Genomic DNA, 16,824 nt, shown 5'->3' on the forward strand with positions numbered 1-16,824 from the left:
GCCGCACAAGGACCAAGGCCTCTTGCCAAACCGCGGCAAACAAGAAATGTTATAGTATAACGTTCTTGCCGGGATCATTGGGATGATGCGCCGTCGCGCTCTGCTCGCTTTGCCGCTCCTCGCCGCGCCGGCCCTCGCACGCGCTCAGACCGCGCCGCTCGCCGTGGTCGCCTCCTTCACCATCCTTGCCGACATGGCGCGGCAGATCGGCGGCCCCCGCGTCGCGGTGACCGCCATCGTCGGCCCGGATGTGGACAGCCACGTCTTCCAGGCACGACCTTCCCATGCCGAGGCGCTGCGCAATGCCGGCCTCGTGCTCCGCAACGACATCGGCTTCGAGCCCTGGCTGGACCGGCTGCTCGGCGCCGCCGGCCCGCGCGGCCGCGTCGTCACCGTCACCGAGGGCATCACGCCCCGCGTGCTGGAAGGCGGCCACAACCACAGCCATGGCGGCCCAGGCCGCCGCCAGCAGCATTTCGTGGCGCCGCGCCGGGTGCCGGACCCGCACGCCTGGCAGGATCTCCGCCTCGCCGCGACCTATCTGCGCAATATCGAAGCCGCGCTCACCGCCGCCGACCCGGCCGGGGCCGCCGAATACCGCAGCCGCGCCGCCGCCTATGGTGCCCGCCTCGCGGCACTCGACACCTGGGTACGGGCGCAGATCGCGACGGTGCCGGAGGCCCGGCGCAAGGTGATCACCAACCACGACGCCTTCGGCTATTTCGGTGCCGCCTATGGCGTCACCTTCCTGGCGCCACAGGGCCTGTCCACCCATGGCGAGCCTTCGGCCGGCGATCTCGGCGGGCTGATCCGCCAGGTCCGCGCCGAAGGCATCACCGCCGTCTTCCTGGAAAACGCCACCAACCCCGCGATCCTCGAGCGCCTGGCGCAGGAGGCTGGCGTCCGGGTGCAGGGCCGCCTCTACGCCGATGCGCTCTCCGCCGAGGGGGGTCCCGCGCCCTCCTATGAGGCGATGTTCCGCCACAACCTCGGGCTGCTGGTACCGGCCATGCGGGGGGCCGCCTGATGCGCCGCGCCCTGCTGCTGCTCGCCGCCCTGCTCGCGACACCCGCCGCGGCGCAGGAGGGGCTCTACCCCCAGATCGCGGGCGAGGTGAATCTCGGCCTCTACACCAATGCCCTGACCCGCATGCCCGACCAGCGCCGTCAGGGCGCCGCCAGCTTCCTCTTCGGCGAGATCGCGGCCGGCCTGCATCTCTCGCCCAACCTCTCGATCCAGGGGATCCTGCACATCGAGCCGGTCGGCGAGCAGGAGCCGAATGACGGCTGGATCGCCTTCCGCCGCCAGGGCGCCTCGCTGGAGAATCTGGTGCTCGACTGGCGCCCGGTGCAGAGCGTCTCGCTCTTTGCCGGCAAGTTCAGCGCGCCCTTCGGCCGCGGCCATCACGACTTCCCCGGCATTTTCCCGATGATCCGCGCGCATGAGGCCTATCTGGTGACGGAGGCGCTGGGCTTCGGCGCCCGCTGGACCTTCCTGTCCGATCCGACCTTCGGCGAGCACGACCTCACCGCGGCCACCTTCACCCTCGATCGCACCTTCCTGTCGGAGACGCTGATCACCCGCCGCCGCTGCTGCGCGGAAGGCTATGAGCGCTATTCGCGCAACACCGCGGCGCAGGGCGGCCCGGGCAATACCGGGCGGCTGAACAACTTCGCGGTCGCACTCGACGGCGACAATTTCTCCTGGGCGCCGGGCCTTTCCTACCACCTCTCGGCGATCACCCGCGGCCAGGGCAGCGACGGCACCGCGCGCGAATGGGGCTATGCCGCCGCACTCCGCTACGAGGCGCGCTGGACCGAGACGCTGCGCACCCTGTTCTTCGCCGAGCATGTCGTCTTCCGCTCCGCCGGCGGCCGCCCGCTGGAGGAGGTCGTGGATTCCGACGGCAACACCGCCGATACCGGTGTCTCCGAACGCCGCCGCTTCACCACCCTTGGCGCTCGCACCAGCTACGGCCCCTGGCGCGCGACGATCGCCTGGCAGCAGGATCAGCGGAAGCGCAGCGCCAACACCGTGCCGACCGAGCGCTACACGGAGATCTCCGTCGGACGCGACCTGGGTTGGGGCTTCAGCGTCGATGCCGGCTGGCAATTCGTCCGCTACGCCCGGGATGACGGCTCGGCCGGCGATGCCAATGGCCCCGTCGCCGTGCTGCGCTACCGGACGGAATTCTGATCCGCGCCATGCCGTGCAAACCTGCGCGGCATGGACCCCGACTGGCTGCAGCCCGACAACCTCGCCGCCGCCCGCCGCGCCCAAGAGGCGATGGCGGCGAGCGTCGAGACGGAAGACCGCCTCGGCCCCGTCCGCCGCCTCGGCGGCGCCGATGTCAGCACCACCCGCTTCGATCCGGAACGGCGCGTCTGGGCAGCGATCGCGACCCTCGACGCCGCCACCCTGCTGCCCCTCGCCGAAGCGGGTGAGGCGGGCATCGCCCGCTTCCCCTATGTCCCGGGCTTCCTTGGCTTCCGTGAGGTGCCGGCCCTGGTCGCCGCCTGGTCGCGCCTGCCGGAGAAGCCCGACCTCGTGATGGTCGACGGCCACGGCATCGCGCATCCCCGCCGCCTCGGCGTCGCGACCCATCTCGGCCTGGTGCTCGACCTGCCCACCATCGGCGTCGCCAAGTCGCTGCTGGTGGGCGAGGTCCCGGACCTGCCCGATATCGCCGGCGCCGAGGCGCCCATCCTCTGGCGCGGCGCCGTCATCGGCGTGGCGCTGCGCCTGCGCCCTCGCGCCAACCCGGTCTATGTCTCGACCGGCCACCGTATCAGCCTGGCGACCGCCCTCGCCTGGGTGAAGCGCACTGCCACCGGCCACCGCCTGCCGGCGCCCACCCGGGCAGCGCATGCAGCGGCGGGGCGGTTGCGGCGCGGGGAAGGGTAGACCGGGGAGGCGCTGCCCCCTGGTCAACCTCCCCTGTTCCGCACTACCACCCCGCCATGCATCGTCTCTGGATCGCATTCGGCGCACTCGCCGGGCTTGGGGCTGTCGGGCTTTCGGCCTGGGCTGCGCATGGCGCGCCGGCCGTGCTGGCGCCGGGCGCTTTGGAGTCACTACGTAGCGCCATCACCATGCAGGGCTGGCACGCGCTGGCGCTGCTCGCGACCGGCCTCTTCGCGGAGCGGCGCGGCGGGCTGCTGCCGCATCTGGCGGGGGGCGTCTTCGCCATCGGGCTGATCCTGTTCTGCGGCGCCGTCTATGCCGGCGCGCTCGGCGGCCCGCATCTGGGCGGGATCGCGCCGATCGGCGGCACCATGCTGATGGCGGGCTGGGCGCTGCTCTTCCTTGCCGCATTGAAGCGCGCGTGATCGCCAGCGCCTATCTCGCGGCCGAGGGCTTCGGCTCGGCGCTGGCGGAGGAGCTGGCGCGGAGTGGCCGCCGGATCGAGGCTTGGCACGGGCCGCTCGCGCTGTCGCCCGATCCGCCGGCGCCGGCGGCCTGGGCGCTCGACATCTGGACCGCGCCTGACGTGGTCGAGGTGGCTTCGGTGAAGGCGGCATCGGATGCGTTGCGCGCGATCCAGCGCAACTGGAGCCTGCTGTCCGTCCTGCACCACCGCCGCGCCGCGCTGATCGCGGAGCGGCTGCCGCCGGTGAAGGCGCGGCCGCTGGCTTTCCCGGAGCCGGCGCCGACCGCGCATCTCGGCGCCTGGACCTTGCTGGCGCCGGACCGGATGCTCGCCTCCCCCACCAAGACCAGCCCTTTCGTCGGCGGCGTGCCGGTCTTCGTGGAAGACCGGGAAGGACCGCCCTCGCGCGCCTATCTCAAGCTCTGGGAAGGGCTGACGCGGATCGGCGCCCATCCCGGACCGGGTGAGACCTGCCTCGATCTGGGCGCCGCGCCGGGCGGCTGGACCTGGGCGCTGGCGAAGCTCGGGGCGCGGGTGACGGCGGTGGACAAGGCGCCGCTCGACCCGAAGGTCGCGGCCATGCCCGGCGTGGCGCACCGGCAGGAGAGCGCCTTCGGCCTCGACCCCCGGCAGGAGCCGCCGGTCGATTGGCTGTTCAGCGACGTGATCTGCTACCCGGAACGCCTGCTCGGCCTGATCAGCCGCTGGCGGGAGGCCGGGCGGGCGTTACGGGTCTTCTGCTCGATCAAGTTCCAGGGAACGACCGATCACGAGGTCGCCGCGGCGTTCGCGGCACTGCCCGGCGCGCAGGTCTTCCACTCCGCCCACAACAAGCACGAGCTGACCTGCGCGATTCTCTGAGCGCGCGGCGATGCCCGGCTCATAACAGCGGCCTCAATCGTTGACACGATTGAGGCCCCTCAAACGCCGGGCGCAAACCTCCGGTTTGCTTGGCTTCGCCGGACTACCGGCGGGCCGCATTCGCGGCCTCGGACCGATCAAGCGACCGGTCCGTTGGTATCAGCCGGTCCCGACCTTGTCCGCCATCGCCCGCATGAAGCTTTCGCGGAAGCGGATCGGGTCGCGGTCGGTCTGGTTGCGCCCCGGCTCCTGATCCGTGCGCACGCCGATCACATGCGGCCCGTCGGTGGTGAGCGCGCGCTGCACCAGCGCATCGAACTCCGCCTCATCCGCCGCCCATTGGCTGCTGGCGATGCCGGAGGCGCGGGCGATGGCAACGAAATCCGTGCGGGCCGCGGCCGCCGGTGTGCCCTGGCCGCCGGTGATCTGGTAGATGCCGTTGTCCCAGATCACCAGCACCAGGTTCTTCGGCGCCTGCGCCGCGATGGTCGAGAGGCAGCCGAGCTGCATCAACAGGGAGCCGTCGCCTTCCAGCGCGAAGACGCGCCGCGTCGGCTGGGCGATCGCGACGCCGAGCGCGATCGGCGCGGCGAGGCCCATGCTGCCCAGCATGTAGAAATTCTCCGGCCGCTGCCCCGCGCCCCAGAGATCCCAGTTGGAATTGCCGATGCCGCCGATCACGGCCTCGCGCTGCGTGAGCCTGTCCGCCAGGCGCTTGGTCAGCGCCGCGCGGTTCATGACATGCAGGTTGTCGCGGCTCTCGGTCATGAGCGCTTCCCCGTCAGCAGCGGCGAGAGGATCAGGCAGGCCGGCCAGCGCGTGGCGAAGGCCTGGCGCATGGTGCGGTCGGCGATGAAGGCGGCCTCATCCAGCCGGCTCATCGTGTGATGCTCGATCCCCATGCTGTCGAGGATCGGGCGCATGGTGCGGCAGACGATGGCCTGGCCGGGGTTGAACTCGCCGAGCGTGCCGCGCTCCGAGACCATCAGCAGCACCGGGATCTGGAAGGCGACGGCGAGTGAGGCGAGCGCGTTCGGCAAGGTCGCGAAGCCCGAGGTCTGCATCAGCACGATGCCGCGCATCCCCGCCATTGCGGCGCCGGAGACAATGCCCACGGCCTCTTCTTCCCGCGCCGTCGGGAAGCAGGTGAAGAAGGGGTCGGCATGCAGGCCGTCGATCAGCGGCCGCAGCACATTGTCCGGCACATAGGTCACCAGGCGGACGTCATTGTCCTTCAGGGCTTGGCGCACGATCGCGTGCCAGGTGAGTGGCTCGGTGTCGCTTGTCATGGGCGTTCCTTCTCCTCCGGCCGATCCTCAGGCATCAGCGCTGCGGGCGCAAATTCGCGCGGGCGACGATGTCGCGGAAGCGGGCCAGCTCGGCGGCGATGAAGGCGCCGGTCGCCTCCGGCGTGCTGTCGGTCACCGGATCGATTCCGGCGGCGGCCAGGCGTTCGCCGAGCTCCGGAACGGCGAGCCCGGCATTCGCGGCCGCGTTGAGCCGCTGCACGATGGCCGGCGGCAGGCCCTTGGGGCCGAGCATGACGTTCCAGGTGGTCGCCTCGAAGCCGGCGAGCCCGGCCTCCTGCATGGTCGGCACATCGGGGAACAGCGGGTGCCGCGTCGTCGTGCCCATGCCGATGCAGCGGATGAGGCCGTCGCGCGCCGCCGCCGCGAGCGAGCCCAGCGGTTCCCACGCATACTGCACCTCGCCCTTGGTCAGGGCTTCGACCAGGGGCGCCCCACCGCGATAGGGGATGTGTTCCGACCGGAGGCCACCGGCCAGGAGGTTCATCCATTCCCCGGCCAGATGACCGATGCTGCCGGAGCCGGAACTGCCCCAGCTCGCCGCACCAGGGCTCGCGCGTAGCGCGGCAAGCAGCGCCTGCGGGTCGCGGTGCGGCGAATTGCCGGGGACGGCGAGGGCGATCGGCGCCCGGCCCATGATGGCGATCGGGGTGAAATCCCCAATCGGGTCGTAGGGCGTGGTCTCCGGTTGCAGCGCAGGCACCGTGCCATGGGTGGAGGGGGTGGCGAGCAGGATGGCGTAGCCGTCCGCCGGCTGCCGGCGCACGAATTCGCTGCCGATGATGCCGCCCGCCCCGGCCCGGTTCTCCACCACCATCCGGGCGTTGGCACCCAGCAGCGGCATCATGCGCTCCGCGAGCAGCCGCGCCAGGAGGTCGGCGGAGCCGCCGGCCGGGAAGGGGATGGTGAAGACGATGGGCCGGCTCGGCCAGGGCTGCGCCTGTGCCCGGGCCTGCCGGAAGGGCAGCATGCCGATGGCGGCAAGGGCCAGGCGGCGGGTCGGCATCAATCCAGGGTGATGTTCTGGGTGCGGATGACCTCGCCCCATTTCTCGGTCTCGCGCGTCCAATAGCCGGCGAATTCGGCGGCGCTGCCGCCGATCGGCTCGATGCCCATCTCGACGATCCTCTGGCGGGTGGTCGGATCCTGCAGGGCCCGGCCGAGCGATGCGGCGATGCGCGCCAGGACCGGTGCCGGCGTGCCGGCGGGCAGGAACAGGGCGCAGTCGGTCGAGGATTCGAAACCGGGCACGCCGGCTTCGGCAATCGCCGGGACATCCGCCGCCAGTGCCGAACGCGACGCGGTGCTGACACCCAGCAGCTTGAGCTGCCCGCTGCGCTGGAAGGGCAGCGCGGTCACCAGATCGACGAAGGAGGTCACAACCTCGCCGGCCAGCAGTCCCTGCACCGATGGCCCGCCGCCGCGGTACGGCACATGCAGCAGCCGCGTGCCGGTCCTGGCCATGAACAGCTCGGTCGCGAGGTGGCTGGTCGCCCCGATGCCGGCGGAGGAGAAGGTCACCTCGCCCGGCCGCGCACGGACATAATCGACGAATGCCGCGACGCTGCCCGGCGGCGCCGACGGGTGCACGCAGAGCGCCTGCGCGCTGCGCGCCACCAGGCTGACGCCGGCGAAGGCGGCCCGGTTGTCGTAGGGCAGGCCGCTGATCAAATGCGGGGCGATGGCGTAGGTGCTGTTGGTACCGAGCAGCAGCGTATGGCCATCGGGCTGCGCCCGCGCGACATAGGCATGGCCGATGGTGCCCGAGGCGCCGCCGCGATTCTCGACCACGATGGGCTGGCCCAGATCGGCCCCCATGCTCCGCGCGAGCAGCCGCCCCAGCGTGTCGGTCGAGCCGCCCGGCGCCCAGGGGATCACCAGGGTGATGGGCCGCGAGGGGAAGCCCGCCTGCGCCACGGCGCGCCGCGCGGCCGGTGCGGACAGCGCCGCGAGACCGCCGGCGAACAGGCTGCGACGGGTCCAGCGCGTCATGATCCACCTCCCTGAGACCGTGAGCGCCTTCCCCGGGGTGCCACGAGGATGCAACGGGGTGGGACTGTATGCAGGGCCAGGAAGACCTGTCCAATATGGTCCGGCTTCCAATTGAGAGGCTGAAGGAATAACCGATGGAGCTCCGCCACCTACGCTACTTCGTGGCCCTGGCCGAGGAGCTGCATTTCACCCGGGCGGCCCGGCGCCTCGGGATCTCACAGCCGCCGCTGAGCCAGCAGATCCGGGCCCTGGAGGAGGAGTTCGAGACGCCGCTCTTCGAGCGGACGCGGCGCCGCGTCGCCCTGACGGAGGCCGGCCGCGTGTTGCTGGAGGAGGCGCGGGCGACCCTGGCGCAGGCGGCACGCGCCGAGACCGTCACCCGGCGTGCCGGGCGTGGGGAGATCGGCGAGCTGCGCGTCGGCCTCTTCGCTTCGGCGCCGATCCTGCCGATCTTCCAGCAGACCGTCATCGGGTTCCGCCAGCGCCTGCCCGCCGTGCACCTGACGCTCGAGGAAGCGCCGACGCTGCAGCAGATCGAGGCGCTGCGCCGCCGCCAGCTCGATGCCGGCTTCCTGCGGGCCCCGAGCGCGGACGGCCTGCCGGCCGACATCTCGGCACTGGAGCTGTTCCGCGAGGAGCTGGTCGTCGTCATGCGCCAGGATCACCGCCTGGCGCGGCTGCGCGGGCGCATCCCCCTCGCGGCCCTCGCCGAAGAGAGCCTGATCGGCTTCTCCCGCACGGTCGGCACGACGCTGCATGCGCAGATGACGATGCTGTGCAACCGCGCCGGCTTCACACCCCGGGTGACGCAGGAGGCGCGGGAGAACTCGACCTTGATGGGCCTGGTTGCCGCCGGCATCGGGATCGCGGTGGTCCCGGTCACGCTGACGCGGATTCTTGTGGGCGCGGTGACGCGGCGCCGGCTCGATACCCCGGACGCCACCACGGCGACCTGGCTCGCGATGCCGCGCGAACAAGCGACGACGCTGGCGCGCGCCTTCCTCGATTGCGCGCGCCCGGTGCCGTAACCGTCGGATGCGGGCGGCGGGACTCGAACCCGCATGACCTTGCGGTCGAGGGTTTTTAAGACCCTTCCGTCTACCGTTCCGGCACGCCCGCGCGTGGCTCGCGGATCGGGTCTATGCCCAATCCCGCAGGGTCTCGCCAGGGGGCGTCAGGAGCGGCAGCGGGGGCAGCGCCGGCAGCGGGCGCTCCATCTCGTACCAGAGGCAGGTTTCCTCGCTGCCCCGCGCCGGGCACCAGATGCGGCCCGCGCCCAGCGCATCCATGCCGAGGCCGCGCAGGACGGATATGGAGGCCGGGTTGTCGGCCTGCACGGCGGCGCGGATCCGCGTCAGGCCCATGGCGGCGAAGCCATGGGCGATGACCGCCGGTGCCGCCTCCCGCATCAGGCCCAGGCCGTGATAGGCCTCGCCCAGCCAATAGGTGAGGATGCCGGTCGTGGGCTCCGCGCGCTCGCGCATCAGGCTGGTCCAGCCGCAGAGCGCGCCGCTGGACCGCAACTCCATCACCAGCGGCGCCGAGCCATTGTCCCTGCCGGTCCTGAGCGCCGTGGCGATGCGGAGAAGCGCGTCCTCGACCGAAAGCGGCGTCGGCCAGCTCGCGAGGCGGCTGCTGATCCCCGGCGTCATCAGCGCCGCGAGGCCGGCCGCATCTGTCTCGCACGCCATGCGGAGCCGCAGGCGTGCCGTGTCCAGGATCGTGCAGGACATGCTGTCGGCGCCCATGGTCTGGAGATTTACTCTCACCTGATGGCCGTTCAATTGGAGAAATCATTCTCCCCAAAAGAATCCTATCCGCCAGATCACAGAGTCGTGAAATAAGGGTGGGTAAGCTCGTTACTGTGCCGCCGAATTGGAGGCGCCTGAAAAATGGCGCGAGTGGTGCGATTCCTGATCCGCCGCCACCCGTCCTGGTGATGGCGGCGCCTTCCCCGTGGCCGCCGGGGTCTCAGTCGGCCAGCACCGACTCGATCTCGCTGCAGCGCGCCGCGGCGCGCGGCAACAGGCGCTTGCGGTAGAAATCCGACAGCGCACCATAGGCCTTGGGATCGGCGGCCGCGGCGCGCGCCAGCAGCCAGGCGCCCAGCACCCAGCCCGCTGCCTCCAGATAAGCGAAGGCGACGGATTGCGCCGTATCGGGATTTTCCGCCTGGGCTTCCAGCACCTGCATCGTCACCGCGCCGAGCCGCGCCAGCGGTATCCGCAGCTCCGGCGCCTGGGCGAGCGCTTCCGCCAGCAGCGCGCGCATCGCCGCACCCTGGTCCCGCCCGAGCTTGCGCGCCACCAGATCGATCGCCTGGATGCCGTTGGTGCCCTCGTAGATCGGTGCGATGCGCGCATCGCGCAGCACCTGCGCCGCGCCCGCCTCCTCGATGAAGCCCATGCCGCCATGCACCTGCACGCCGAGCGACGCGGTCTCGACGCCGCGCTCCGTGCACCAGGCCTTGGCGATCGGCGTCAGCAGCGCGAGCCGCGCCTCGGCCACCGCGTCCCCGGTCAGGCGGAAGCGATCGCCTGCCGCCGCCGCCTCCAGCACGATCAGCCGCGCGGCGAGGGTGGTCGCGCGCATCTCGGTCAGCATGCGCGCGACATCCGGGTGCTGCGCGATCACCCGCCCACCCTGCTCGCGCTGCGCCGCATAGGCTTCCGCCAGCTCCAGCGCACGCGCGCCGTGCGCCACGCCCTGCACCGCGACCGCCAGGCGCTCGTTGTTCATCATCGCGAACATGGCAGCGAGGCCGCGATGCGGCTCGCCCACCAGCTCCGCCTCCGCGCCCTCGAACAGCATCACGCAGGTGGGGGAGGCGTGAATGCCCATTTTGTGCTCGATGCCGCCGCAGCGCAGCGCGTTGCGGCTGCCATCCTCGCGCAGCTTGCGCGCAACGAAGAGGCTGATGCCGCGCGATCCCGCCGGTGCATCCGGCAGCCGCGCCAGCACCAGGTAGACGATGTCCTCGGTGCAGTCGTGATCGCCCCAGCTTATGAAGATCTTCTGCCCGTGCAGGGCGTAGCGCCCGTCGCCCAGCGGCTCCGCCCGGGTGCGGATGGTGCCGAGGTCGGAGCCCGATTGCGGCTCGGTCAGGCACATCGCGCCGGTCCATTCGCCCGCGATCATCTTCGGCAGCAGCCGCGCCTTCTGTTCGGTGCTGCCATGGTGGTCCAGGCACTCGATCGCGCCCGCCGTCAGCATCGGCCCGAGCGCGAAGGCGGTGTCGGCGGCCAGCGCGAATTCCAGCACCGCGAACCAGAGGCTGTTCGGCAGGCCCTGGCCGCCATGCGCGGCCGGCGCCGACAGCCCCTGCCAGCCGCCTTCCATCCATTGCCGGTAGAGTGCGGGGTAGTGCTTCGGCGTGGTCACCACGCCGTTCGCATACTGCGCGCCTTCGCGGTCCGCCGCCCGGCTGCCCGGCAGGATCGCCGCGCGGCAGAAGCGGTCGGCTTCGGCCACGATCTGCGCGATGTCCTCGGCTGAGAGTGGCGCTGCCCCCGCGGCGGTGATGCCCGGCAGATCCGTGAGGCGGGTCAGGCCGAAGGTGATGTCGGTGGCGGCGGTGGTCGTCATGCGGCGCCTCGCGTCAGATCAGGCAGGAGGGATGGCGGGGGCAGGGCTCGGCCAGCGGCCCAGGTGGGCAGGGCGCGGGTGAGGGCGGCATCGCCTGCCGCGCGCGCCAGCGCCAGCCCGAGCAAGGGGCCGAATTTGAAGCCATGGCCGGAGAAGCCGGACATCACGAAGCAGCGCGGCGATGGCGTTTCCACCACGAAGCCTTCATCGGCCGTGACGTCGTAGTAGCAGGCCCGCGCGCCGACCACGCGATAGGTGTCGAGGTCGCGGATGCGGTGCCGCGCGAAATCCAGGATCTCCCGGGCCTCGGCCGGCGTCGCATCGCGGTCATCCTCGGCGTCGCCGCGGCGGGAGAAGCGATGGTCGCCGATCTTGAGCGGCGTGCCCGCGACGGGCGGCACGGCGTAGAAGCCGCCATCCTCGGCGAGGTCGAGCAGCATCGGCGCGGCCGCCCAGGTGGCGCGGTGCTCCGGCGGCGGCTCCAGCAGCACCAGCACCTGGCGCGAGGGGACGACCCGGGCGGCGAGCCCGGGCACCAGCCGCGGCGCCCAGGGCCCGGCCGCCACCACCAGCAGGTCGGCCTGGCGTTCGCTGCCGTCTTCCAGGCGCAGGCAGCCGCGTTCGGCATCGAGGGCGGCCGCGCGGCTGCGCAGGATACGGACCCCGCGCGCCGTCAGCAGCCGCGCGAGTCCCGCCAGGATGCGATCGGCCAGCAGCACGCCGCCGGCCGGCATGTGGAAGGCGTCCGCGATTCCCGCCGCATCCAGCATGGGGAAGCGTGCCGCGATCTCCGCCTCGCCGAGCGCCTCGGGCGCATGGCCGCCGGCGAGCAGCGTCGCCCGGCTCGCCGCCAGCCAGCCGCCCGGCGCATCCGCCAAAGCCAGCACCCCCGTCGGCAGGTAGAGCACCTCGCCGATCTCCCGCCACAGCCGATCCCAGGCGGCATAGGCCTGGTCGACCATGCGCATGTAGCCCGCCTCGGCCCCATAGGCATGGCGGATCAGCCGGTGATGGTCGTGGGAGGCGCCGCGCGGGTTCGGCACGGGATCCTGGTCCAGCACGGTCACGGCATAGCCCCGGCCTGCCAGCCCCCAGGCCGCGGAAAGCCCCATGATGCCGGCGCCGAGCACCAGCGCCTGTCGTGTCTCGCCCATGCCCCTGAGGTAATGGGGTTCGGTGGCCGGCGCCAGAGATGCGTCCGCGGGCGGATTCCAGCCCCTCCCAGTTTCGCCGCCGGGCGCCATGTCAGGCGCCGGGCAAGGAGCTTTTTCCATGAAGATCGATCTCACCGGCAGGACCGCCATCGTGACCGGCTCGACCAAGGGCATCGGCCGCGCCATCGCCAAGGGGCTGGCCGAGGCCGGTGCCACCGTCGTCGTCACCGGCCGGCGCCAGGCGGAGGTCGATGCGGTGGTGGCCGCGATCGGCCGCGGCGCGCGCGGGCACGCGGCCGATCTCGGCACCGCGGCAGGCTGTGCCGCGTTGGTCGCGGCGGAGCCTGCCGTCGACATCCTGGTCAACAACGCCGGCATCTTTCCGATGGGCGATGTCCTCGAACTCGACGACGCCCATTGGGAGATGATGTTCCAGGTGAACGTCATGTCCGCGGTCCGGCTGACCCGGGCCTGGCTGCCCGGAATGCTGTCGCGCGGCTGGGGCAGGGCGATCTTCCTGTCCTCGGAATCGGGGCTCAATATTCCCGTGGACATGGTCCCCTATGGCGTCACCAAGACCGCCCTGCTGGCGGTCTCCCGCGGCTTCGCCAAGCGCGCCGCCGGCACCGGCGTCACCGTCAACGCGGTGCTGCCCGGTCCGACCATATCCGACGGCTTCGAAGCCTTCTTCACCAAGGAGATCGCCGAGGGCCGGAAGCCGGCGGAGCTCGGCGTCGAATTCGTCAAGGCGCACCGGCCGAGCTCGATCATCCAGCGCGCCGCGACGGTGGAGGAGGTCGCGAACCTCGTTGTCTACACGGCCTCGCCCCAGGCATCCGCGACCACCGGCGCCGCGCTCCGGGTCGATGGCGGCGTGGTCGACAGCATCGCCTGAACGCCTACGAGCATGATGCGCCCGCAAGCGCCCACGCAGCACGCTCCCGGCCTTTGCTGGATCGCGCGATTCAGGCTTTTCGGCGATTCCGCCTCAGTCACTGGGCGGAGGCGTGCCGCTCCAGCGCGTCCCGGACGCTGGCGATCTCCGTCTTCAGCCGCACGAGGTCGTCGAGCGTCAGGCCGGACGCCTCCAGGATGCAGCGCGGGATGTCCCGCGCCTTCTCGCGCAGCGCCGCGCCCTGGGGCGTCAGCGTCACCCGGACCTGCCGCTCATCGGCGGCATCCCGCACGCGTCCGATATGGCCGAGCGCCTCGAGCCGCTTCAGCAGCGGGGTCAGCGTGTTGGATTCGAGCGACAGCCGGGCACCGAGATCGCCGACGCGTTGGCCATCCGCCTCCCACAGCAGGACCATGACGAGATACTGCGGATAGGTGAGGCCGAGCTCGTTGAGCAATGGCCGATAGACGCGGTTGAAGGCGTGGTTCGCGGAATAGACCGCGAAGCACAGCATGTCGTTCAGTCCGATATCGGCGTCGGCGTTCTGGGCACGCTTCGTCATGGCAGCCCTCCTGGGTCCGGGCGCCGCGCAGCAGCGTGGGACGCGCCTGGATTATGATGTTCAGATAAATCGTGCGCGATCAAATCGCAAGCGCTTGACGGCAGAAGGGGGTCAGCGTAATTAGATCGTACACGATGAAATCGTGAGCGATATTCCAGCCTGGAAGGATCAAGGCCGTGACCGACAGCATCCCGCAGACCGAAGACCGCCCCGCCTCCCGCCGGGGCCTTCTGATCGCCGGCACCGGCATCGCCGGGGCGGCGGCCCTGCCGGCCGCGGATGCCGCGGCGCAATCCGCCGCAAGGCCGGCGGCCCGTCCGCCCGTCCGCCGCGGCGTCAGCAGCATCACCACGCGCGACGGCGTCGAGATCCATTACAAGGATTGGGGGCGCGGCCAGCCGGTCGTGCTGAGCCATGGCTGGCCGCTGAACGCGGATAGCTGGGAAGCCCAGGCCTTCCACCTGGCCAATAACGGCTTCCGCGTCATCGCCCATGACCGCCGCGGCCATGGCCGTTCCAGCCAGCCCTGGGACGGCAACGACATGGATCACTACGCCGACGACCTGGCGCAGCTCATCGAGGCGCTGGATCTGCGCAACGTCGCGCTGTTCGGCTTTTCGACCGGCGGCGGCGAGATCGCCCGCTATGTCGGCCGCCATGGGACGCGCCGGGTCGCGAAGCTCGGCCTGATCTCCGCGGTGCCGCCGCTGATGCTGAAGACTGCCGCCAACCCGGGCGGCCTGCCGATCGAGGTCTTCGACGGCCTCCGCGCCGGCAGCATCGCCGATCGCTCCAAGCTCTACCGCGACATCGCCTCCGGCCCCTTCTTCGGCTTCAACCGGCCGGGCGCCCAGGTCTCCCAGGGCATGATCGACAGCTTCTGGCTCCAGGGCATGATGGCCGGCCACAAGAACGCCTATGACAGCATCAAGGCCTTCTCCGAGACCGACTTCACGGAGGATCTGAAGAAGTTCGACAAGCCGACGCTGATCGTGCACGGCGATGACGACCAGATCGTGCCGATCGACGCCGCCGGCCGCGCCTCCGCCCGGCTGGTGCCGCATGCCACGCTGAAGGTCTATGCCGGCGCGCCGCACGGCCTTGCCGACACCCACAAGCAGCGGCTCAACGACGACATGCTTGCCTTCCTGCGGGGCTAGAGCAGATCACCGGAAACAATGGGCTGGAGCATTTGAAGTGAGCCGAAGCGAACGGAAAATGCTCTAGCCAATCTCCAGCCGGGCCGCGGCCGCCAGAGCCGCGCCCGGCGCCAGCATGGCCAGCGCCCCGAGCCGCGCCAGCACCGGCTGGTTCGGGGCGTCGGGGATATGGCTCATCGGCTCGATGCAGACCGCTTCGGCCTCCGCCGGCAGGAAGACCTGCAGGTTGGTCGCCCAGGCACCGCTGGCCCGGAGCGTCAGCCGCAGCACCGGATCCTCCAGCAGCGCCAGCCCGTCCCAGCCCGCGAAATGCGCGTCGGTGCCGATCAGCGTTGCGCATGCTGCGTCGAGCCCGGGGTCCGGCAGCGCCTCCCGCGGCAGCAGCCGTTCGTCGCTCAGCAGCCGGTGCCTCGCCGCGACGCGCAGGCGTTGCCCCGGGCGCCGCGCGAACCAGGGATGCCAGCCGAGGCCGAAGGGCATCGGCGCGGCGCCGCTGTTCTCGACCACCGCCTCGATGCCGAAGCCGGCGGCGGAGAGGCTCAAGGCGATCCTGGCCGCATAGGCATAGGGCCCGACGGCCACAAGCTGGGTGAGCAGGGCGCCATCCGCGGTCACCTGCGTCTGCCAGGGCAGGTCGCGTGACAGGCCATGGATCGCGGTGTTCTCCGCCGGCCGGTTGACCGGGAAGCGATGCAGCGCGCCGAGCGCCCCGCCATCCAGCCGGTTCCCCCAGGGGATCATCCAGAAGGCCCCGGCCCGTGTCGCATTGGGATCGGCGCCTTCCGGCAACGGCGCCAGCAGGTCGATGCCGCGATGGGTCAGCCGTGCCAGCGCAGCGCCTTGCCGCGGCAGCAGCAGCGCTTCCCAGTCCGCTCCGGCCAGCCGCAGCGCGTCACTCAAGGGAGAAGTGATCCCGCGGGGCTGGCGTGGCGCGCGAATACTCCATCGCGGTGAAGCCGCCGCCCTGGTAGCGCTCGGTGACCGGGTCGGCGCGGATGCCCTCGACCGCCGCGCGGCAATCCTCGGCCGTGTCCTCCGGCTGCCAGCCGATGCGGTCGCGGTGGTCGTGCCCCCAGAAGCTCTGCGGATTGCGGGAGCAGCCCCAGATCACCGCATGCCCGACGCGCTCCGCCAGCGTGCAGCGCGCGACCAGCCGCGCCAGGTCGGCATAGGAGAGCCAGGTCGAGAGCGCGCGGTTGTCGAGCGGCTTCGGGAAGCAGGAGCCGATGCGGAGATTGACGTTCTCGACGCCGTGCTTGTCCCAGTAGAGGCGCCCCATCAGCTCGCCATACGCCTTGGACAGCCCGTAATAGCCGTCGGGGCGGAAATGGCAGTCGGCGTCGAGCTTCGGCTGATTGCCTTGCGGCCGCTCATGGAAGCCGATGCTGTGGTTGGAGCTGGCGAAGACCACCCGCGCGGCCTCGCGCCGCGCCGCCTCATAGACATGGTAGAGGCCGCGCAGATTGGGGCCCAGCACCTCCTCGAAGGGGCGCTCCACGCTGACGCCGCCGAAGTGCAGGATGGTGCCGACGCCTTCCGCCTGGCGCACGAGCGCGAGGCCGTCATCGAGGTCCGATTGCACGAAGACCGCGCCCGGCGGCAGCGGATCGGGAAAGAGGGCGATGTCGGTCAGCCGCAGCACCCAGCCCTGGGCGCCCAGCTCGCGCGCCAGCATGCGGCCGAGATTGCCGGAAGCGCCGGTGAGCAGAACCGGTTTGTCGGGTGCTGTCATGACGTCGTTCTCCCTCTGTGTCGGGCCAGCATGGCGGCCGGCGGCCAGTCGGGAAAGCCTCGGCTATCGCGCCGGCTGCTGTGCCTCGGTCCCGTCACGACGCGGTGTCTGCCGCGGCGGCGTGCGCGACCGCTGCTGCGTGGCCGCGCTGCGGCCCGCCGGGCGTCGCTGGGTGGCTGCCGGGGCCGGACGCGCCGCAGCCGCGG

Annotated in this window: 18 protein-coding genes and 1 tRNA gene; 8 read left to right on the forward strand and 11 right to left on the reverse strand. The window is 71.3% G+C overall.

What is annotated here, in order from left to right:
* Positions 1 to 82: 82 nt before the first annotated feature.
* From GXW71_RS30425 to GXW71_RS30445, 5 genes are read left to right on the forward strand one after another with little or no spacing between them, the layout of a single operon-like run.
* Positions 83 to 1,027, forward strand: a complete 945-nt coding sequence (locus GXW71_RS30425; protein WP_246527037.1) for a metal ABC transporter solute-binding protein, Zn/Mn family — start codon at positions 83 to 85, stop codon at positions 1,025 to 1,027.
* Complete coding sequence (locus GXW71_RS30430) at positions 1,027 to 2,196, forward strand: hypothetical protein (protein WP_211856612.1); 1,170 nt, start codon at positions 1,027 to 1,029, stop codon at positions 2,194 to 2,196. The genes GXW71_RS30425 and GXW71_RS30430 overlap by 1 nt, the downstream gene beginning before the upstream one ends.
* Positions 2,197 to 2,226: 30 nt before the next feature.
* Positions 2,227 to 2,904, forward strand: a complete 678-nt coding sequence (nfi, locus tag GXW71_RS30435; protein WP_211856614.1) for a deoxyribonuclease V — start codon at positions 2,227 to 2,229, stop codon at positions 2,902 to 2,904.
* Between the two features lie 56 nt (positions 2,905 to 2,960).
* Positions 2,961 to 3,329 carry a DUF423 domain-containing protein gene (locus tag GXW71_RS30440; RefSeq protein ID WP_211856616.1) on the forward strand — a complete coding sequence of 123 codons (369 nt, stop codon included), beginning with the start codon at positions 2,961 to 2,963 and terminating at the stop codon, positions 3,327 to 3,329.
* A complete protein-coding gene (locus GXW71_RS30445; RefSeq protein WP_211856618.1) occupies positions 3,326 to 4,231 on the forward strand; it encodes an SAM-dependent methyltransferase in 906 nt (301 codons plus the stop codon). Before GXW71_RS30440 ends, GXW71_RS30445 begins: the two co-directional genes overlap by 4 nt.
* A gap of 159 nt (positions 4,232 to 4,390) precedes the next feature.
* Here the strand turns inward: GXW71_RS30445 and GXW71_RS30450 are convergent, their stop codons facing one another.
* Genes GXW71_RS30450 through GXW71_RS30465 form a run of 4 tightly spaced genes read right to left on the reverse strand, consistent with a single transcriptional unit; the run spans position 4,391 to position 7,530 of the window.
* Complete coding sequence (locus GXW71_RS30450; protein ID WP_211856620.1) at positions 4,391 to 4,999, reverse strand: thiamine pyrophosphate-dependent enzyme; 609 nt, start codon at positions 4,997 to 4,999, stop codon at positions 4,391 to 4,393.
* Positions 4,996 to 5,520: a thiamine pyrophosphate-binding protein gene (locus GXW71_RS30455; RefSeq protein WP_211856628.1), complete on the reverse strand. Its 525-nt coding sequence runs from the start codon at positions 5,518 to 5,520 to the stop codon at positions 4,996 to 4,998. Before GXW71_RS30455 ends, GXW71_RS30450 begins: the two co-directional genes overlap by 4 nt.
* A gap of 34 nt (positions 5,521 to 5,554) precedes the next feature.
* Positions 5,555 to 6,544: a Bug family tripartite tricarboxylate transporter substrate binding protein gene (locus tag GXW71_RS30460; protein ID WP_211856630.1), complete on the reverse strand. Its 990-nt coding sequence runs from the start codon at positions 6,542 to 6,544 to the stop codon at positions 5,555 to 5,557.
* Entirely contained in the window at positions 6,544 to 7,530 is a 987-nt protein-coding gene (locus tag GXW71_RS30465) for a Bug family tripartite tricarboxylate transporter substrate binding protein (RefSeq protein WP_211856632.1), read from the reverse strand. Before GXW71_RS30465 ends, GXW71_RS30460 begins: the two co-directional genes overlap by 1 nt.
* 134 nt (positions 7,531 to 7,664) lie before the next feature.
* On the opposite strand from GXW71_RS30465, the gene GXW71_RS30470 reads away from it, so the two are divergent.
* Positions 7,665 to 8,558, forward strand: coding sequence for a LysR substrate-binding domain-containing protein (locus GXW71_RS30470; RefSeq protein WP_211856634.1), 894 nt, complete (start codon positions 7,665 to 7,667; stop codon positions 8,556 to 8,558).
* Between the two features lie 8 nt (positions 8,559 to 8,566).
* Here GXW71_RS30470 and GXW71_RS30475 read toward each other — a convergent pair.
* The 4 genes from GXW71_RS30475 to GXW71_RS30490 form a co-directional block, all read right to left on the reverse strand.
* Positions 8,567 to 8,649, reverse strand: a tRNA-Leu gene (locus tag GXW71_RS30475).
* A 20-nt stretch (positions 8,650 to 8,669) separates the two neighbouring features.
* Entirely contained in the window at positions 8,670 to 9,299 is a 630-nt protein-coding gene (locus GXW71_RS30480) for a GNAT family N-acetyltransferase (protein WP_211856636.1), read from the reverse strand.
* A gap of 202 nt (positions 9,300 to 9,501) precedes the next feature.
* Complete coding sequence (locus GXW71_RS30485; RefSeq protein WP_211856638.1) at positions 9,502 to 11,115, reverse strand: acyl-CoA dehydrogenase family protein; 1,614 nt, start codon at positions 11,113 to 11,115, stop codon at positions 9,502 to 9,504.
* Complete coding sequence (locus GXW71_RS30490) at positions 11,112 to 12,269, reverse strand: FAD-dependent oxidoreductase (protein ID WP_211856640.1); 1,158 nt, start codon at positions 12,267 to 12,269, stop codon at positions 11,112 to 11,114. Before GXW71_RS30490 ends, GXW71_RS30485 begins: the two co-directional genes overlap by 4 nt.
* A gap of 118 nt (positions 12,270 to 12,387) precedes the next feature.
* Here GXW71_RS30490 and GXW71_RS30495 point away from each other — a divergent pair, with 118 nt between their 5' ends.
* The gene (locus GXW71_RS30495) at positions 12,388 to 13,164 is read left to right on the forward strand and encodes an SDR family NAD(P)-dependent oxidoreductase (RefSeq protein ID WP_211856642.1); all 777 of its coding nucleotides are present in this window, start codon (positions 12,388 to 12,390) and stop codon (positions 13,162 to 13,164) included.
* 97 nt (positions 13,165 to 13,261) lie between these two features.
* Here the strand turns inward: GXW71_RS30495 and GXW71_RS30500 are convergent, their stop codons facing one another.
* Positions 13,262 to 13,726, reverse strand: a complete 465-nt coding sequence (locus GXW71_RS30500) for a MarR family winged helix-turn-helix transcriptional regulator (RefSeq protein WP_211856644.1) — start codon at positions 13,724 to 13,726, stop codon at positions 13,262 to 13,264.
* 344 nt (positions 13,727 to 14,070) lie between these two features.
* Between GXW71_RS30500 and GXW71_RS30505 the strand changes: the two genes are divergently transcribed.
* Complete coding sequence (locus GXW71_RS30505) at positions 14,071 to 14,886, forward strand: alpha/beta fold hydrolase (protein WP_367617402.1); 816 nt, start codon at positions 14,071 to 14,073, stop codon at positions 14,884 to 14,886.
* A gap of 63 nt (positions 14,887 to 14,949) precedes the next feature.
* On the opposite strand, the gene GXW71_RS30510 is transcribed toward GXW71_RS30505, so the two are convergent.
* Together GXW71_RS30510 and GXW71_RS30515 are read right to left on the reverse strand one after the other, a co-directional pair.
* Positions 14,950 to 15,786 carry an aldose epimerase family protein gene (locus tag GXW71_RS30510; RefSeq protein WP_211856646.1) on the reverse strand — a complete coding sequence of 279 codons (837 nt, stop codon included), beginning with the start codon at positions 15,784 to 15,786 and terminating at the stop codon, positions 14,950 to 14,952.
* Positions 15,779 to 16,618 carry an NAD-dependent epimerase/dehydratase family protein gene (locus GXW71_RS30515; protein ID WP_211856648.1) on the reverse strand — a complete coding sequence of 280 codons (840 nt, stop codon included), beginning with the start codon at positions 16,616 to 16,618 and terminating at the stop codon, positions 15,779 to 15,781. Before GXW71_RS30515 ends, GXW71_RS30510 begins: the two co-directional genes overlap by 8 nt.
* Between the last annotated feature and the right edge of the window lie 206 nt (positions 16,619 to 16,824).

Source organism: Plastoroseomonas hellenica (assembly GCF_018129085.1).
In the GTDB taxonomy this organism is placed as follows: domain Bacteria; phylum Pseudomonadota; class Alphaproteobacteria; order Acetobacterales; family Acetobacteraceae; genus Plastoroseomonas; species Plastoroseomonas hellenica.

Coding starts and splice junctions, on each gene's coding strand:
- GXW71_RS30515 (WP_211856648.1), bottom strand. CDS start 16,618: ATGACAGCACCCGACAAACCGGTTCTGCTCACCGGCGCTTCCGGCAAT.
- nfi (WP_211856614.1), top strand. CDS start 2,227: ATGGACCCCGACTGGCTGCAGCCCGACAACCTCGCCGCCGCCCGCCGC.
- GXW71_RS30430 (WP_211856612.1), top strand. CDS start 1,027: ATGCGCCGCGCCCTGCTGCTGCTCGCCGCCCTGCTCGCGACACCCGCC.
- GXW71_RS30460 (WP_211856630.1), bottom strand. CDS start 6,544: ATGCCGACCCGCCGCCTGGCCCTTGCCGCCATCGGCATGCTGCCCTTC.
- GXW71_RS30500 (WP_211856644.1), bottom strand. CDS start 13,726: ATGACGAAGCGTGCCCAGAACGCCGACGCCGATATCGGACTGAACGAC.
- GXW71_RS30440 (WP_211856616.1), top strand. CDS start 2,961: ATGCATCGTCTCTGGATCGCATTCGGCGCACTCGCCGGGCTTGGGGCT.
- GXW71_RS30490 (WP_211856640.1), bottom strand. CDS start 12,269: ATGGGCGAGACACGACAGGCGCTGGTGCTCGGCGCCGGCATCATGGGG.
- GXW71_RS30485 (WP_211856638.1), bottom strand. CDS start 11,115: ATGACGACCACCGCCGCCACCGACATCACCTTCGGCCTGACCCGCCTC.
- GXW71_RS30465 (WP_211856632.1), bottom strand. CDS start 7,530: ATGACGCGCTGGACCCGTCGCAGCCTGTTCGCCGGCGGTCTCGCGGCG.
- GXW71_RS30470 (WP_211856634.1), top strand. CDS start 7,665: ATGGAGCTCCGCCACCTACGCTACTTCGTGGCCCTGGCCGAGGAGCTG.
- GXW71_RS30450 (WP_211856620.1), bottom strand. CDS start 4,999: ATGACCGAGAGCCGCGACAACCTGCATGTCATGAACCGCGCGGCGCTG.
- GXW71_RS30495 (WP_211856642.1), top strand. CDS start 12,388: ATGAAGATCGATCTCACCGGCAGGACCGCCATCGTGACCGGCTCGACC.
- GXW71_RS30455 (WP_211856628.1), bottom strand. CDS start 5,520: ATGACAAGCGACACCGAGCCACTCACCTGGCACGCGATCGTGCGCCAA.
- GXW71_RS30425 (WP_246527037.1), top strand. CDS start 83: ATGATGCGCCGTCGCGCTCTGCTCGCTTTGCCGCTCCTCGCCGCGCCG.